This window comes from Sphingomonas sp. SORGH_AS_0438 (assembly GCF_031453475.1).
Taxonomy (GTDB): domain Bacteria; phylum Pseudomonadota; class Alphaproteobacteria; order Sphingomonadales; family Sphingomonadaceae; genus Sphingomonas.
Genome location: NZ_JAVIZS010000001.1, coordinates 1,797,226 through 1,812,589 on the forward strand (window position 1 = coordinate 1,797,226; position 15,364 = coordinate 1,812,589).

At 70.1% G+C, this 15,364-nt stretch carries 16 protein-coding genes; 5 read left to right on the forward strand and 11 right to left on the reverse strand.

Features of this window, described 5'->3' with window-relative positions:
* Positions 1 to 17: 17 nt before the first annotated feature.
* The gene (gene purU, locus QE452_RS08280; protein WP_309658716.1) at positions 18 to 887 is read right to left on the reverse strand and encodes a formyltetrahydrofolate deformylase; all 870 of its coding nucleotides are present in this window, start codon (positions 885 to 887) and stop codon (positions 18 to 20) included.
* Between the two features lie 238 nt (positions 888 to 1,125).
* Positions 1,126 to 1,614: a methylated-DNA--[protein]-cysteine S-methyltransferase gene (locus tag QE452_RS08285; protein ID WP_309658715.1), complete on the reverse strand. Its 489-nt coding sequence runs from the start codon at positions 1,612 to 1,614 to the stop codon at positions 1,126 to 1,128.
* Between the two features lie 89 nt (positions 1,615 to 1,703).
* On the opposite strand from QE452_RS08285, the gene QE452_RS08290 reads away from it, so the two are divergent.
* Genes QE452_RS08290 through fghA form a run of 3 tightly spaced genes read left to right on the forward strand, consistent with a single transcriptional unit; the run spans position 1,704 to position 4,092 of the window.
* A complete protein-coding gene (locus tag QE452_RS08290) occupies positions 1,704 to 2,813 on the forward strand; it encodes an S-(hydroxymethyl)glutathione dehydrogenase/class III alcohol dehydrogenase (protein WP_309658714.1) in 1,110 nt (369 codons plus the stop codon).
* A 23-nt stretch (positions 2,814 to 2,836) separates the two neighbouring features.
* The gene (locus tag QE452_RS08295) at positions 2,837 to 3,226 is read left to right on the forward strand and encodes a VOC family protein (RefSeq protein WP_309658713.1); all 390 of its coding nucleotides are present in this window, start codon (positions 2,837 to 2,839) and stop codon (positions 3,224 to 3,226) included.
* A gap of 29 nt (positions 3,227 to 3,255) precedes the next feature.
* Complete coding sequence (fghA, locus tag QE452_RS08300; RefSeq protein ID WP_309658712.1) at positions 3,256 to 4,092, forward strand: S-formylglutathione hydrolase; 837 nt, start codon at positions 3,256 to 3,258, stop codon at positions 4,090 to 4,092.
* A gap of 24 nt (positions 4,093 to 4,116) precedes the next feature.
* On the opposite strand, the gene QE452_RS08305 is transcribed toward fghA, so the two are convergent.
* The 7 genes from QE452_RS08305 to QE452_RS08335 all read right to left on the reverse strand — a co-directional run bounded on the left by QE452_RS08305 (position 4,117) and on the right by QE452_RS08335 (position 11,717).
* A complete protein-coding gene (locus tag QE452_RS08305; protein WP_309658711.1) occupies positions 4,117 to 4,635 on the reverse strand; it encodes a serine acetyltransferase in 519 nt (172 codons plus the stop codon).
* Positions 4,632 to 5,630 carry a glycosyltransferase gene (locus QE452_RS08310; RefSeq protein ID WP_309658710.1) on the reverse strand — a complete coding sequence of 333 codons (999 nt, stop codon included), beginning with the start codon at positions 5,628 to 5,630 and terminating at the stop codon, positions 4,632 to 4,634. The genes QE452_RS08305 and QE452_RS08310 overlap by 4 nt, the downstream gene beginning before the upstream one ends.
* Before the next feature lie 111 nt (positions 5,631 to 5,741).
* On the reverse strand, positions 5,742 to 6,680 hold the full coding sequence (locus tag QE452_RS08315) for a glycosyltransferase family 2 protein (protein ID WP_309729866.1): 939 nt from the start codon (positions 6,678 to 6,680) through the stop codon (positions 5,742 to 5,744).
* 90 nt (positions 6,681 to 6,770) lie between these two features.
* Positions 6,771 to 8,567, reverse strand: a complete 1,797-nt coding sequence (locus QE452_RS08320; RefSeq protein WP_309658708.1) for an asparagine synthase-related protein — start codon at positions 8,565 to 8,567, stop codon at positions 6,771 to 6,773.
* Between the two features lie 133 nt (positions 8,568 to 8,700).
* Positions 8,701 to 9,735, reverse strand: a complete 1,035-nt coding sequence (locus tag QE452_RS08325) for an AAA family ATPase (protein ID WP_309658707.1) — start codon at positions 9,733 to 9,735, stop codon at positions 8,701 to 8,703.
* 62 nt (positions 9,736 to 9,797) lie between these two features.
* Complete coding sequence (locus QE452_RS08330) at positions 9,798 to 10,376, reverse strand: hypothetical protein (RefSeq protein WP_309658706.1); 579 nt, start codon at positions 10,374 to 10,376, stop codon at positions 9,798 to 9,800.
* Between the two features lie 108 nt (positions 10,377 to 10,484).
* Entirely contained in the window at positions 10,485 to 11,717 is a 1,233-nt protein-coding gene (locus tag QE452_RS08335) for a pyridoxal-dependent decarboxylase, exosortase A system-associated (RefSeq protein ID WP_309658705.1), read from the reverse strand.
* A 135-nt stretch (positions 11,718 to 11,852) separates the two neighbouring features.
* Between QE452_RS08335 and QE452_RS08340 the strand changes: the two genes are divergently transcribed.
* Positions 11,853 to 13,037 (forward strand): glycerophosphodiester phosphodiesterase family protein, encoded by a 1,185-nt coding sequence (locus tag QE452_RS08340; RefSeq protein ID WP_309658704.1) that lies wholly within the window; start codon positions 11,853 to 11,855, stop codon positions 13,035 to 13,037.
* Between the two features lie 17 nt (positions 13,038 to 13,054).
* Here the strand turns inward: QE452_RS08340 and QE452_RS08345 are convergent, their stop codons facing one another.
* Positions 13,055 to 14,551 (reverse strand): AMP-binding protein, encoded by a 1,497-nt coding sequence (locus QE452_RS08345; protein ID WP_309658703.1) that lies wholly within the window; start codon positions 14,549 to 14,551, stop codon positions 13,055 to 13,057.
* A gap of 88 nt (positions 14,552 to 14,639) precedes the next feature.
* On the opposite strand from QE452_RS08345, the gene QE452_RS08350 reads away from it, so the two are divergent.
* Complete coding sequence (locus tag QE452_RS08350) at positions 14,640 to 14,906, forward strand: acyl carrier protein (RefSeq protein WP_241214931.1); 267 nt, start codon at positions 14,640 to 14,642, stop codon at positions 14,904 to 14,906.
* A 32-nt stretch (positions 14,907 to 14,938) separates the two neighbouring features.
* Here the strand turns inward: QE452_RS08350 and QE452_RS08355 are convergent, their stop codons facing one another.
* Complete coding sequence (locus tag QE452_RS08355; protein ID WP_309658702.1) at positions 14,939 to 15,361, reverse strand: hypothetical protein; 423 nt, start codon at positions 15,359 to 15,361, stop codon at positions 14,939 to 14,941.
* Positions 15,362 to 15,364: the final 3 nt, after the last annotated feature.

Sequence of the window (15,364 nt, forward strand, 5' to 3'; positions counted from 1 at the left end):
AAATCAACTTCTATTGTTTAATCGGTGAAAACCACGGTTTTCTCGCCGTTCAACAGCACGCGGTCGGCCAGATGGTGCCGCACCGCGCGGGCCAGTACGCGCCGTTCGATATCCCGCCCCTTGCGGACTAGCGTCTCGGGTGAATCCGCATGGGTGACATGCTCCACGTCCTGGGCGATGATCGGCCCTTCATCCAGGTCGGCGGTGACGTAATGGGCGGTCGCGCCGATCATCTTCACGCCGCGCGCATGGGCCTGGTGATAGGGCTTGGCCCCCTTGAAGCCGGGCAGGAAGCTGTGATGGATGTTGATGCACCGCCCCGACAGGAAGGCGGTCAAGTCATCCGACAGGATCTGCATGTAGCGGGCGAGCACGACCAGTTCCGCGCCCGTCTCATCCACCACCGCCTTGATCCGCGCCTCCTGCGCACCCCGCGTCTCGCGCGTGACGGGCAGATGGTGGAAGAGCACGCCGCCCAGGTCCAGACCGTCGAACGTCGCGCGGGGGTGGTTGGACACGATCCCCACCACGTCCATCCGCAACTCGCCGATCCGCCAGCGATAGAGCAGGTCCGCCAGGCAATGGTCGAACTTCGAGACCAGCAGCAGCACCTTGCGCCGTGCCTCCGCCGGCCGGATCGACCAGGTCATGCCGCACGCCCCGGCCAATGCTCCGAACCGGTCGGGCAGAGCCGCGGCGGGCGCATCGGCCAGGCTGAAGAGCACGCGCATGAAGAAGCGGCCGGTTTCCGCATCCTCGAACTGCGCCGCCTCGCGGATGTTCGCGCCCGCCTCGAACAACAGGCCGGTGACGCGGGCGACGATGCCGGGCTGGTCGGGACAGGACAGGGCGAGAACGTGCAGGGGGATTTGCAGGGGATCGCTCATGCGCTTCTCTTCGACAGGGGCCGTTCGGACCGGAGCGGACCGCCTCAACCGAAATGCACGCTCCCGTCAACGGGCCGCGCTCCGCCCTGTCCCTGTCCCGACCGGACGTGTAGGGCGGAGCCATGGAGAACCGCCCCCTTATCCGCTGGATCATCCTGGTCGCGCTCGCCTGCCTGCTGGTGGCGATGGCGGGAATGCTGGCGCTCGGCTCCGCCCTGCTGCGGAGCTGATCCGGCTGTCAGCGCGCGTGCCGCTGCTCATGATCGAGCAGGAAGGTCTTGATCGACAGGCCGCCCGCGAACCCGGTCAGCGCGCCGTTGCTGCCGATCACCCGGTGGCAGGGCGCGACGATCGACAGCGGATTGCGCCCGTTCGCCGCCCCCACTGCCCGTGTCGCGGTCGGCCGGCCGATCTGCGCGGCGATGGCGGCATAGCTGCGCGTCTCGCCATAAGGGATGGTCGCCAGCGCCCGCCACACGGCGCGCTGGAAGTCGGTGCCGCGCGGATCGAGCGGAATGGTGAAGGCCTGCAACGCGCCGGCGAAATAGGCGGAGAGTTCGGCCGCCGCATGATCGAGATGCGGATGCGCCGCGACCTCCGCCATCGCGCCCAGCCGCACCCGGTCGGGCCGTTCCTCCGGCCACAGGATCGCGACCAGCCCCGCGTCGCTGGCGACCAGCGTCAGCCGTCCGATCGGCGAATCGAGATGACGGTGATAGAGGCTCATGCCGCATGATGCCGCGTGCGACCGTTGAATTGCCAGCCCCCCTCGCTAGACGGGGTTGATCGATCTGCCCCATTTTCTGAGAGGCCCGCATGAAAACCCGCGCCGCGGTGGCATTCGCCGCCAAGCAACCGCTCGAAATCGTCGAGCTTGACCTCGAAGGACCGAAAGCCGGCGAGGTGCTGGTCGAGATCATGGCGACCGGCATCTGCCATACCGACGCCTATACGCTCGACGGGCTCGATTCGGAGGGGCTGTTCCCCTCGGTGCTGGGGCATGAGGGCGCCGGCATCGTCCGCGAGGTCGGGCCGGGCGTGACCAGCGTCGTGCCGGGCGACCATGTCATTCCGCTTTACACGCCCGAATGCCGCCAGTGTAAGTCGTGCCTGTCGGGCAAGACCAATTTGTGCACCGCGATCCGCGCCACCCAGGGCAAGGGCCTGATGCCCGACGGCACCATGCGGTTCAGCTACAAGGGCCAGCCGATCTTCCATTACATGGGCTGCTCGACCTTCTCCAACTTCACCGTGCTGCCCGAGATCGCCGTCGCCAAGATCCGCGAGGACGCGCCGTTCCAGACCAGCTGCTATGTCGGCTGCGGCGTGACGACGGGCGTGGGCGCGGTGGTCAACACCGCCAAGGTCGCGGTCGGCGACACGATCATCGTCTTCGGCCTGGGCGGCATCGGCCTGAACGTGCTGCAGGGCGCGCGGCTGGCGGGGGCCGGGATGATCGTCGGCGTCGACATCAATCCGGACCGCGAGGAATGGGGTCGCCGCTTCGGCATGACCCATTTCGTCAATCCCAAGGACGTAGCCGGCGACCTGGTCCAGCATCTGGTCGCGCTGACCGATGGCGGCGCGGACTATACGTTCGACTGCACCGGCAACACGACCGTGATGCGCCAAGCGCTGGAGGCGTGCCATCGCGGCTGGGGCACCAGCATCATCATCGGCGTGGCCGAGGCGGGCAAGGAGATCAGCACCCGCCCGTTCCAGCTCGTCACCGGGCGCAACTGGCGCGGCACCGCGTTCGGCGGAGCGAAGGGGCGGACCGACGTGCCGAAGATCGTCGACTGGTACATGAACGGGAAGATCGAGATCGATCCGATGATCACCCATGTCCTGTCGCTGGACGAGATCAACAAGGGCTTCGACCTGATGCACAAGGGCGAAAGCATCCGCAGCGTCGTGGTCTATTGAACGCGCAAGGGGAGGAGAAAGCGATGTTCTCGCATGTGATGGTCGGATCGAACGATATCGCCCGGTCCAAGACCTTCTACGACGCGCTGTTCGCGGTGATGGGCGCAGGGCCGGCGATGGTCGATCCCAAGGGGCGGCTGGCCTATCGCCACAATGGCGCGGCGTTCATGGTGACGACGCCGATCGACGGTGAGCCCGCGACGGTCGCGAATGGCGGCACGATCGGGTTCGGCCTGTCCGGCCCGGAACAGGTTGATGCCTGGCACGCCGCGGGCGTCGCCCATGGCGGCACCGCGATCGAAAGCCCGCCGGGCAGCCGCCAGTCGCCGTTCGGTGAAATCTATCTCGGCTATCTGCGCGACCCGGACGGCAACAAGCTATGCGGCGGCTGCCGCCTGGCCAAGGCGGCCTGATGGCGTCCCGGACAGGAGAGGAACCCGGCATGGACACGCTTTCCACCAACCGCGCCCATGGCGGCACGCAGGGCGTCTATCGCCACGCCTCGGCGGCGACCGGCACGGACATGACCTTCTCGGTCTATGTGCCGCCGCACGCGCCGGGCGCGACCCTGCCGGTCGTCTGGTATCTGTCCGGGCTGACCTGCACCCACGCGAACGTCACCGACAAGGGCGAGTATCGCCGCGCCTGTGCCGAGCTGGGCCTGATCCTGGTCGCGCCGGACACCAGCCCGCGCGGTGACGGCGTGCCCGACGATCCGGACGGGGCCTATGATTTTGGCCTGGGGGCGGGCTTCTATGTCGATGCCACCCAGACGCCGTTCGATCGGCAGTATCGCATGTGGACCTACGTCACCGAGGAACTGCCGGCGCTGGTCGCCGCGCACTTCCCGGTCGACATGACGCGGCAGGGGATCATGGGCCATTCGATGGGCGGGCATGGCGCGCTCACCATCGGCCTGCGCCATCCGGACCGGTTCCGCGCCGTCAGCGCCTTCGCCCCCATCGTCGCGCCATCGCAGGTGCCGTGGGGAAAGAAGGCCCTGGGCGGCTATCTCGGCGACGATGCGGTGGCTTGGCGGCGGCACGACGCGGTGGCGCTGATCGAGGATGGCGCGCGCGTGCCCGCCTTGCTGGTCGACCAGGGTGAGGCGGACCAGTTCCTGGAGGAGCAACTCCAGCCCGAGCGACTGGCCACCGCCTGCGCCGATGCGGGGATCGACCTGACGCTGCGGATGCAGCCGGGCTACGACCACAGCTATTATTTCATCGGCACCTTCATGGCCGACCATCTGCGCTGGCACGCCGAGCGGCTCGGCTGACATCGGGGTCCGGTTGCGCGGGCTTCAGCCCCGCAGCCGGATTTCCGCCGGCACGCCGATCGCCAGCGCACCGGGGGGCACGTCCTTCAGCACCACGGCATTGGCACCGATCGCCGCGCCCGTGCCGATCCGCACCCGGCCCAGGATCACCGCGCCCGCGCCGATATGGACGTCGTCGCCCAGGATCGGCGCGTCGCCCAGCCGGTCGAGGGTGCGGACACCGAGCGTGCAGTTCTGGCGGATGATGCAGCGGTCGCCGATCACGGTCGAGCCATGGACGACGATGCCACCCTGATGCTCGATCACCACGCCCTGCCCTACCTGGGCGGTATAGGGCAGTTCGATGCCATAGATGTTGCGGCAATAGCGGAACGCCGCATTGTAGAGCATCGACAGCGGCAGCCGCAGCGGCTTGGGGCCTACCCCCATCCGCCAGACACCGAAGCGATAGACCGCGAGCGTGCGGAAACCGGGCCGCGTCCAGTCGCGGCCATGCGCCCGCCAGTCGGCCGCGATCTGACGGCGAAGCGCTGCGAAGCTCATGCCACCGGCTCCGCGCCCTTATATTCGATCAGCGTGCTGCGCCGCCCGGTCAGCCGCTTGACGTGATAGCCGAGCACCCCCTTGGCCTGAGCGAACTTCCCCAGCACCAGGAAATGCGCATAGCGGAGCGCGAAACCGCGATCATAGCCACGCCCGCGCTGCATCCGCCGCGCGATACGGGCGACCTGGAGCGGATAGAGCAACGCCACCAATCCCGCCGCCCACCAGCCCAGCGCCAGCCCCGCCGCCAGGATCACCAGCGGCAGCGCCACGCCCCAGGCCAGGATGCTGCGCACCTGCTGGCGCCAGACCGAATCGGCCTTGGCGCCGTGCCGCTGGACATGCTCGGCAAAGGCATGGCCGGACCGCTCGCTGCGCCGCCACCATTGGCGGATATGCGTCATCGCCGCGTCGTGCAGCGTCATCTCCGCATCGATGCGCCGCACCCGCCAGCCCTGTTGGCGCATCCGCAGGCACAGGTCCGGTTCCTCGCCAGCGATCAGATCGGGATTATAGCCGCCCACCCCGGCGATGGCCGCGCGCCGGAACAGCGCGTCGCCGCCACAGGCCGCGGCCTCGCCGACCGGCACGTTCCATTCGTCGTCGCACATCCGGTTATAGACGCTGCGCTCCGGGAAGCGCTCGCGCCGTCGGCCGAACACCACCGCCAGTGCCGGATCGGCTCGGAGCGCGGCCACCGCCTGATCCAGCCAGGCGGGGTCCAGCGCACAGTCGCCGTCCAGGAACTGCACGAATTCCGGCTCCCCCGCCTCGGCAAGCCCGGCATTGCGGGCCAGCGCGGCGGTGAAGCGTGTCGCCGGCGGCAGGGTCACGACGGTCACGCCCTGCCCTTCGGCAAAGGCGACGCTGCCATCGGTCGAGCCGGAATCGACATAGATGCGATGCGCGTCGGCCGGCAGCGAGCGGAGACACGCCTTCAACCGCTCGCCCTCGTTGCGGCCGATCGCCACGATCGCGATGGAGGCGGCGGTCATTCCCACTCCTTCCAGGCCGGCAGCCGACCGGCCGCGCTGTCCCAGGCCGCCACCGCCGACCGCCGGTCGGTGTCGGAGGCGGACAGGCCATTGCGGATCAGCGCCTCCCGCTCACCCGGTGCATGGGCATGGGCGCGGACCCAGGCCGATCTTGCAGCGGAAATCCCAGACCGCCTTGCCGGCGATCCAGGCCAGGCCGGAGGCACGCGCCGCCGAGGGGCCATAGGCGCGCGCGAAGAAGCGGCGGCGCGAGCGGAACCAGTAGTCGGGCAAGGCACGCTGCGCGCTCGCACCGTTCTTCACGCCTGTCGACGCGCCGCCGGCATGGACGACGCGGCTGGCCGGCACGTGCAACGCGCGCCAGCCGGCGCGGTGGAAGCGGTGCATCAGCTCGACCTCTTCGAAATAGAGGAAGAAGCCTTCGTCGAACAGGCCGACCTGCCGCAGCGTCTCGGCCCGCATCAGCACGCTCGCGCCCGTGACCCAATCGGCCTCCACCGGCCGGTCGCCGGGTGCGGTGACCAGCGGGATCGGTGCCCGCAGCAGCCGGCCGAGCGCCGGCGTCCCCGCCCCGCGCAGGAACTCGCCCCTGACGGTCGGGAAGCGGAAGGCGGAGCCCAGCGCGCGCCCTTCCTCATCGACCAGCAGGCTGCCGGCGGCGGCGGCGTCGGGCGCGTCGATCAGCGCCTGGACCAGGCGGACCAGCGCACCGGGTTCCGGCACCGCGTCGGGATTGACGATATAGAGGAAGTCGGGCGGGTTGGTGCGGCCCAGCGCATGGCGGATCGCCTGGTTGTTCGCCCAGCCGAAGCCGCCGTTGAACGCCATCGGCAACAAGGTCACCCAATCGGCGAAGGCGGGCGCGGACAGGGCACCGCCCAGCACCTCGGCCGAGCCGTCGCCCGACCCGCCATCGACCACGATCGCGTCGAGCGCCCCCAAAGCGTCGCGTTCGCGCGACAGGGCGCGCAGGCATTCCAGCGTCAGGTCGGGCGTGCGATAATTGACCAGCACGGCGGTGACCCGCAGGTCGGAAGGGGCCTTCGTCATCGGGCTACCGGATCTCGCTATTCGATAAAGGCAGGGCCGCCATCGCCCGCCGTCCTATGCGAGCGGCGAAGGCGACACAAGCCGATGCCGTCAGGGAAACAGCCGGCGAAGTGCCTGTTCCAGCACCAGCATCTGCCACAGGGTCGCGCCATGATCTGCATCGCCGCCGCGATGCGCCTCGACCATCGTCGTGAGCGCGACCGGATCGAACCAGCCCGTCTCCGCCAGCAGCGTCGCGCCGCCCAGCGCCGCCGCCAGATCGCCGGCGGGCGCACGCCACCCGTCCTCGACCGGCTGGCGCAAGGCGTCGCCCGGCAGATAGGAGGCGAGTGCGCGGCCCATGACATCGCGCCCCGCCCCGCCGCCCCGCCGCAGCGCAATCGGCAGACGGGCCGAACATTGCAGCAGACGATGGTCCAGCAACGGCAGGCGCAGTTCCAGCCCCGCCGCCATCGCGCTGCGATCCGCCCGCGCGAGCCACTGACCAGGTAGCGCGATGGCGAGATCGGCATGCAATGCCCGGTCGAGCGGGTGGCTGGCGGGAGCCGCCGCCATGGCATCGACATAGCGCTGCTCGGCACGATGTCCGCCCAGCGCATGACGCGCGGCCGGCGTGAACAGCCGTTCGCGCCAGACGCGCGGCGTGATCGCCAGATGCCGGGCATAGGCCTCCGCCCCCTCCAGCGCGAGCGCCTCGAGCCGGGTCCGACCATCCCTGTCCGGCCAGATCGCCCCCAGCCGCGTGAACAAGGGCTGGCGCACGCGGATATGCAGCAGCGCGCGCAACCGCTCGCCACGCACCAGCCGGCGGTGCCGCTCGCCATCCGCCATGGCCAGCGCACCGCCCATGCCGAGCAGCGCGACCGCCATCGTGTCGCGCGCCGCGTCGGCGCTGGCGAAATCCCGGATCGCGCGGGGATCGGCGAACGGCTCGTCGAACAGCACCGCCAGCATCTCGGCATCGTCGGGCCCGTGTTCGAAGGGCGGCGCGTCGACGTGATCGGTCGCGAAGCGCCGGGCGATCGGCTCCGCCGCCGGACCGGTGCCCAGCGTGCGGACCGCGCGCGGGCTCGCCTCCGCCATCAGCGCCACCACCGCCGCGCTGTCCGCATCGCCCGACAGCAACGCCCCGTCCGCGCCGATCATGCGGCTGCGCACCGAGCGGCGGAGCAGGTCGCCCCATTGCCCCGCCACATCCGCCGTCGCGCCCTTGAGCCGAGGACCATTCTCCCACTGCCACCAGCGTTCCGGCCCGACGATCGGCCGGCCGCGCGCGATGGTCAGCCGGTGTGCGGCGGGCAGCTTGGCGACGCCTGCGACCAAGCAGGCATCGTCGGGCACATAGCCATAGGCGAGGAAATCCTCGACCGCGGTGATGTCGGGCACGCGGCGCAGCAGCGGGTGCGCGAGCAGCCCCTTCAGTTCCGAGGCGAAGGCAATCGAGCCGTCGGACAGTTCCGCGAGATGCAGCGGCTTGGCCCCGATCCGGTCGCGGGACAGGAACAGCAGCCCGCGCCCGGCATCATAGAGCGCCAGGGCGACCTCGCCCTCGATATGTTCGGGCAGCGCCGGCCCCCAGCGTCGCCAGCCGGCGAGCAGCAGTTCGGCATCGTCCGCGCTTTCGAAGCCGACCCCGTCCGCCTCCAGCCCGCGTCGCAGCGCCTCGGCGTTGAGGATCGCGCCGTCATGGACGACGGTGAGCGACGCCTCGGTGCGCAGCGCGGCGACACCCGCCGGCCGGTTGCAGCCGAGCGCGACGCCCGGCGCGGTCCACACCCCCTCGCCGCCCGGCCCGCGATGTGCCTGGGTGGCGAGCATCCGGCGCAGCCGGGCGGGATCGACCGGCTTGGGCGTGGCCGGATGGAACAGGCCGGCGATGCCGCCCATCAGCGCCGCTCCCAGACGGGATACAGGTCAGGAGCAGGGCTGATGCAAGGAAGATAAAGCGTCGGATGGGTCATGCCCGGCCGCCGTTATCACGGCCGGGCGCGACGCTCCACCGGCGTTCGGGCCGGACCGGTCAGGCCGCGTCGTTCGAGGCGCGCCAGCCGCGCACCCCGGTCTTGTCCGAGACGATGGCCCGCGGCGGATCGGTCTCGACCCAGTCGATCAACATGGTCAGCACGCGGCGCAGCACCGTTTCCTGCTCCTCCACCCGTGCCTCCAGCGCCGCCAGGCGCGCCGTGGGATCGGTCGGCGGAACCTCGCCCACCCGCGCGATGGCGGAACGGACCACGCCCGGCAGATCCTCGGCCAGGTCGGCGAGCACCATCCCGACGATATGGGCGTCGACCACCTCCTCGCCGGTCAGCGCGGCATGGAGCATGACGCGCGACGCGATCTGGTTCAGCCGACGCGGGATGCCGCCCGACGCCTCGTGGAGCGCATCGAAACTGTCCTCGGAAAAATCGGGGCGGCCGGTCCAGCCGACGACGGTCAGCCGGTGGGCGATATAACTGGCGACTTCGTGCGGCTCCATCGCCTCCAGATGATGGCTGGCGATGATCCGCTGGCGCAACTGCTCCAGCCCCGCGCCGTCGTTCAACCGGTCCCGGAATTCGGGCTGGCCGAGCAGCAGGATCTGGAGCAGCGCATAGCCCCCCGCCTGGAAGTTGGAGAGCATCCGCAGTTCTTCCAGCGATTCGAGCGGCAGCGCCTGCGCCTCGTCGACCACCAGCAGGGTGCGGCGGCCGCTGCGCGCGACCGCGTGCAGGCCCTGCTCGATCACCGCCAGCAGTTCCGCCTTGGTCAGGCCCACCGGGTCGGCGTCGAGCTGCAATGCGACGGTGCGCAGCAGGTCCTCGGGTGCGACGGCGGTGGAGACGATGCGGATGGGGTTGAGCCGCGATTCGTCGATCGTGCCGAGCAGATGGCCGACCAGCGTCGTCTTGCCGGCGCCGACCTCGCCGGTCACGACGATGAATCCCTCGCCCTGCGCCAGGCCATAGCCGAGATAGGCCATGGCCTTGCGATGCGTCGCGGTCTCGAACCAGAAGCGCGCGTCGGGCGTGAGTTGGAACGGCCGCGCCGTCAGGCCCCAATGCTGATCGTCCATCACCCTCGCCTTCATACCTTTCGTCAGACTAGGCGAAGCGCGACGGGGACGCCACCCGCTTGTCAGTTATGCGGCAGCTTGGCCGGATCCTGGTTCGCCCCCATGTCGAGCAGGAAGACGGGGCCCAGTTCCACCACCTGCTTCGCGCCGGCCAGGTGCACGGTGGCGCGGATCGCGCCGGGTGCATAGGCCTTCCCCGCGCGGCCCGAGGCGTAATAGAGTTTCCAGCCCGGTCCGACCTTGGCCACGTCCTGCGCGACGACACCGTAAGGCGCGGCGGCCTCGCCGATGCCGATCGGCAGGTCGATCGTCTGTCCCTCGCCCGTGTCGGGCGCGCGGAGATAGACGGCGAGCAGCATGGTATCGTTCGCCTGGACCGGCTTCACCGACGCGCTGGTCGCGCCGATGTCCCAGGGATTGGCCGCCTTGGCGGCGATGGTGACATGCACCGCTTCCTCGCCCGGAATGCCGGCGGCCTTGGTCGCCTTCGCCTTGTATTTGTCGCCGTAGAACGTCCAGCTCGTCCCCGGCTGGTTCACTGCCTTGTCGAGCAGGCCGCCCCCCGCCGGCGCGGTCTGCGCCATGGCGGGTGCCGCGAGGCTCAAGGACGCGGCGGCAAGCGCGCAAACCGTTCGGATCATGATGGCATCCCCCCTATGGATCATCGACCCGCTGACCGGGGTCGTTTCCTCATTTCAGCGCGATAGCATCCATGATGCAAGCGGGTTCCTGCTCGATCCGGTCCTTTTTCAGCGCGCCACCACCTCGCGTGCCGGGGGATGACCGAGGAAGGAAGCGGGGCTCGCGGTCGCGCCATAGGCCCCCGCCAGGAAAAGGACGATCAGGTCGCCGACCGCCGCCCGCGGCAGCGCCACCCGATCGCCGAGCCGGTCGAGCGGGGTGCAGAGCGGCCCGACCACGCTGACCACCTCCTCGGCCGCCGCCCCCATCCGGTGCGCGACCGCCAGCGGATAGTTGCGGCGGACGACCGTGCCGAAATTGCCGGAGGCGGCCAGTTGGTGATGGAGGCCGCCATCCAGGATCAGGAAGGTCTCGCCGCCGCTCTCCTTGCGATCCACGACCCGCGCCAGATAGACGCCCGCCTCCGCGACCAGCCAGCGGCCAAGCTCGATCGCGAAGCGGCTGTCGGCGAGGATCGCCGGTCGTGCGGCCAGGGTCTCCGCCAGCCGGGCCCCCACCGCATCACTGTCGAGCGCCCCGTCCCCGGCGAAATAGGGCACGCCGAAACCACCGCCCAGATTGACCAGCGGCGGCGCGGCTCCCGCATCCTCGGCGAGCCGGGCGGCAAGTGCGACCGTCGCTGCCTGCGTCTCCGCCACCGCGTCCGCCGACAATGCCTGGCTACCGGCATAGACATGGAAGCCGCGCCAGTCCGCCCCCGCCGCCGCCAATCGCCGAACCAGCGCCGGCACCCGCACCGCGTCGATACCGAAGGGCGATGGCCGCCCCCCCATCCGCATCCCCGATCCCCGCAGCTCGATGTCCGGGTTGACCCGCACCGCCAGACGCGGCGTCACCCCCTGCCGATCGGCGATGGCCAGTGCGCGGTCGGCCTCGCCCTCCGACTCCAGGTTCAGCGTCACCCCGGCCGCGATCGCCATGGCCAGTTCGTCGTCGCGCTTGCCGGGACCGGCGAAGCTGATCGCCGCCGCCGGCTTCACCGCCAGCGCGCGCGCCAATTCGCCGGCGGAGGCGACATCCAGACCGTCCATCATCGGCGCGATCGCTGCCAGCCATTCGGGCAGCGGATTGGCCTTGATCGCATAATGAAGGTCGATGCCGGGGAAGGCCGCCCGGAACCGCGCGGCCTGCCCTGCGACGATCGCCGGGTCGTAGACGAAGACCGGCGTCCCCGCCTCCGCCCAATCGCCGGCGCGACGGCCGGCGATGCGAAGGTCGCCCATGGTCTCGGCAAAGGCGGCCGGGATCGGGCCGGTCGGCTTGGCGGTGGTGGCGGTCATCTCCGATCCTCCAGCGATCATGAGGATCGCGTCATAAAAGCGTTATCCGCGCGTCACGCGAATCTCACCGAAATGGTGATTAACCATGATCGCCGCCGGGCGACGAACGATCCGGTGGTGACAGGGAGATCATCCATGCCACGTCCGTTCCGTTTCGCCACCGTCCTTCTCGCCGCACCGATGCTGCTCGGCCTGACCGCGATCGATGCCGCCCGGGCCGCCAGGACGCCGACCGTCTATGGCCATCGCGGCGCCAGCGCCTATCGCCCCGAACACACGCTCGCCTCCTATGAACTGGCGATCGACCAGGGCGCCGACTATGTCGAGCCGGACCTGGTCTCGACCAAGGACGGCATCCTCGTCGCCCGGCACGAGAATGAGATCGGCGGCACCACCGATGTCGCCAGCCGCCCCGAATTCGCCTCCCGCCGCACCACCAAGACGATCGACGGATATCGCGTGACCGGCTGGTTCACCGAGGATTTCACGCTCGCCGAACTCAAGACGCTGCGCGCCGAGGAGCGCATTCCCGGCACGCGTCCGGGCAGCGCGCGCTATGACGGCCAGTTCGAGGTGCCTACCCTGCAGGAGGTGATCGACCTGGTGAAGCGCAAGGAGGCGGAGACCGGCCGCGCGATCGGCATCATCCCGGAAACCAAGCATCCCAGCTATTTCGACCGAGTCGGTTTGTCGCTGGAGGAGCCGCTGGTCGCGATGCTGAAGGCCAATGGCTATGACGGCGCCGATGCGCGCGTGCTGATCCAGTCGTTCGAGGTCGCGAACCTGATCGAGCTGAACCAGATGACCGATGTCCGGCTGGTCCAGCTCATGACCTCGCGCGGGGCCCGCCCCTATGACTTCGTGCTGGCAGGCGACCGGCGCACCTATGGCGACCTGCTGACCGAAACCGGGCTGACCGCGATGCGCGCCTATGCCGATGTGCTGAGCCCGGAGAAGAATGTGCTGATCCCCCGCGACAGCAGCGGCGCGCTGACCAGCCCGACCTCGGTGATCGCCGACGCCCATCGCGCCGGGCTGGAGGTGGTGCCCTATACCTTCCGCCCCGAAAACACCTTTCTGCCGACGAACCTGCGCACGGGCGGCGGCGCCAATGCCTATGGCGACGACCAGGCCGAGTTCCTCGCCTTCCTCCGGGCCGGGGTGGACGGCGTGTTCGCCGACGCGCCGGATCGTGCGCGCCGGGCCGTCGACGCGTTCGTCGCCTCGGCCCCGGAGCCGTCGACCTGGGCGATGATGCTGATGGGCTTCGCGCTGACCGGCGTCACGCTGCGGCGGCGGCATCGGATGGTGCCGGCCTGACCGACCGGCCGCGCCGCCTATTCCGTCGCGAGCCGGCGGAGGGCGGCGCGGTCGAGCTTGCCATTGGCGTTGCGCGGCAGTTCCGCGAACCAGCGATAATACTGCGGCTGGAGGAAGCTGGGCAATTCCGCGCGCAACCGGGTGCGCAACCCTGCCTCCCGCGCCGCGTCGCCCGCCACCATCGCGACGATCGCCTGGCCCAGCCGGTCGTCGCGAACGCCGACCGCCACCGCCTCCAGTGCCTCGCCGCCGGACAGGATCGCCTCCTCCACCTCCTGCGGGCTGACGCGGTTGCCGGCGACCTTGATCATCTCGTCATCGCGACCGACGAAGCGCAGCAGCCCCTCCGCATCCTCGACCACCGTGTCGCCCGACCAGACCGCCATCCCCTCGCCCAGCCAGGACGGCGCCGGGCGGAAGCGATGCGCGGTCCGCTCCGCATCCTGCCAATAGCCTTGCGCGACCAGCGGCCCGGCATGGACCAGCTCGCCCGGCTCGCCGGGGGCGGCGCGACGACCATCCGTTCGGACCGGCGCGACGGCGGCGAAGGGAATGGCGCGGCCGATCGAGTCGGGATGTGCGTCGACCAGCGCTGGGTCGAGATAGGTGGAGCGGAATGCCTCGGTCAGGCCGTACATGGGATAGAGGTCGGCCCGGGGGAAACGATCGCGCAGCGCACGCACCATGCGCGGGGTCAGGGCGCCACCCGAATTGGTCAGCCGCCGCAGGCTCGCCGCCGTCTCCTTTGGCCAGTCCGCCTCCAGAAGCTGCACCCAGAGCGGCGGTACCCCGGCCAGCGTCGTCGCGTCGAAACGGGCGACTGCCTTCACCACGTCGCGTGCCGCCAGATAGTCGAGCGGCACGACGCTCGCTCCCGCGGCCCAGCTCGACAGCAACTGGTTCTGGCCATAGTCGAACGACAGGGGCAGCACCGCCAGCACCCGGTCGGCCGGGGTCAGGCGCAGATAATGGGCGACCGAGATGGCCCCCAGCCACAGATTGGCGTGGGACAGCATCACCCCCTTGGGCCGCCCGGTCGAGCCGGAGGTGTAGAGGATCGCCGCCAGCGCCGCCGGGTCCGCGAGAGATGCGCTCAGGCCTGATCCGTCCATCGGGCAATCCGCCTCCACGGCCGTGCCCATCGCCGGCGGCAGGTCTTCGGGGGCCAGCGTGGCGAGCCGCGCGGGCTGGCTGATCAACAACGTCGCGCCGCTATCGGCCAGGATATGCGCCACCTGCGCCCGCCGCAGCGCCGGATTGACCGGCACATGCACCAGCCCCGCCCGCGCCGCCGCCAGTGGCAGGATGCAGGCGATCCGGGTCTTGGGCAGCCAGCTCGCCACCCGGTCGCCGGGCCCCGCGCGCGCCGCCAGCCAGGCCGCGAGCGCACCGACGGCATCGTCCAGTTCGCGGAAGCTCAGCGTCCCCGCCCGGTCGGTCAGGGCGGGAGCATCGGGTGCGCCGCGGGCGGGCAGATGGTCCAGCGGACGGGCGATCGGGTCGAGGTCGGTCACGTCACCCTCATAGCGCGGGGCCGTTGCCGATTTCACCCCCGCCGCCTAATGCGACCCCATTCGAAGATGGAACGGGGAGAAGGACGGCGTGGCGACGAAGCAGACGGCCGATCAAGCGGTGCGGCAGGTGCTGGGCGACACTCTGGGCCTGTCGGCGGAGCGGGTCGCCGCGTTCGACGCGGACACGCCGCTGTTCGGCGCACTGCCCGAGCTCGACTCGATGGCGGTGGCCGGCGTGCTGACCGAGCTGGAGGACCGGCTCGGCATCCTAATCGAGGATGACGAGGTCGATGGCGACATGCTGGAGACGTTCGGGGCGCTGACCGACTTCGTCGCCGCCCGGATGCCGGGCTGACCGGAACGGATCGCCGTCCCGGTCGATCGGGTTCAGCGGCCGGCCTGCTCCTGCTGCTGGATCGCGCGGCGCTCGGCGGCCCAGTTGCGGTTCCACATCATCGAACAGCCGGTCTGGCCGCCGGAGCCGACCGGCGAACAGGTGTCGGGCAGGCCACCGGCCGTGCGGCTGACATCGTCGATCTGCGCGGCGCGGTTCACCCAGCTCTGGTTCTGCGCCGCGATCGGGCCGCTGTCGCGCAGCCCCTTGGGGATGCGATACGGCTCGTCATTGTGCGTGCAGACGACGATCTCGTCGCCGGTCGAGGTCGGACAGGCCTGATTTCCCTGGAGGGTGACGCTGCGCACGCGCTGCGGCGGCTTGCCCTCGGCCGCCTGCGCTTGCGCGACGGTGGGCAACAGCGTCAGCGCACCGGCCGCGAGGGAAAGGAACAGACTTGGGTTCAGGCGGGACATGCA

Bases quoted from the DNA above. Each gene is read 5' to 3' on its own strand.
- purU (WP_309658716.1), bottom strand. From the start codon at position 887: ATGAGCGATCCCCTGCAAATCCCCCTGCACGTTCTCGCCCTGTCCTGT.
- QE452_RS08285 (WP_309658715.1), bottom strand. From the start codon at position 1,614: ATGAGCCTCTATCACCGTCATCTCGATTCGCCGATCGGACGGCTGACG.
- QE452_RS08290 (WP_309658714.1), top strand. From the start codon at position 1,704: ATGAAAACCCGCGCCGCGGTGGCATTCGCCGCCAAGCAACCGCTCGAA.
- QE452_RS08295 (WP_309658713.1), top strand. From the start codon at position 2,837: ATGTTCTCGCATGTGATGGTCGGATCGAACGATATCGCCCGGTCCAAG.
- fghA (WP_309658712.1), top strand. From the start codon at position 3,256: ATGGACACGCTTTCCACCAACCGCGCCCATGGCGGCACGCAGGGCGTC.
- QE452_RS08305 (WP_309658711.1), bottom strand. From the start codon at position 4,635: ATGAGCTTCGCAGCGCTTCGCCGTCAGATCGCGGCCGACTGGCGGGCG.
- QE452_RS08310 (WP_309658710.1), bottom strand. From the start codon at position 5,630: ATGACCGCCGCCTCCATCGCGATCGTGGCGATCGGCCGCAACGAGGGC.
- QE452_RS08315 (WP_309729866.1), bottom strand. From the start codon at position 6,680: ATGACGAAGGCCCCTTCCGACCTGCGGGTCACCGCCGTGCTGGTCAAT.
- QE452_RS08320 (WP_309658708.1), bottom strand. From the start codon at position 8,567: ATGGGCGGCATCGCCGGCCTGTTCCATCCGGCCACGCCCAAGCCGGTC.
- QE452_RS08325 (WP_309658707.1), bottom strand. From the start codon at position 9,735: ATGGACGATCAGCATTGGGGCCTGACGGCGCGGCCGTTCCAACTCACG.
- QE452_RS08330 (WP_309658706.1), bottom strand. From the start codon at position 10,376: ATGATCCGAACGGTTTGCGCGCTTGCCGCCGCGTCCTTGAGCCTCGCG.
- QE452_RS08335 (WP_309658705.1), bottom strand. From the start codon at position 11,717: ATGACCGCCACCACCGCCAAGCCGACCGGCCCGATCCCGGCCGCCTTT.
- QE452_RS08340 (WP_309658704.1), top strand. From the start codon at position 11,853: ATGCCACGTCCGTTCCGTTTCGCCACCGTCCTTCTCGCCGCACCGATG.
- QE452_RS08355 (WP_309658702.1), bottom strand. From the start codon at position 15,361: ATGTCCCGCCTGAACCCAAGTCTGTTCCTTTCCCTCGCGGCCGGTGCG.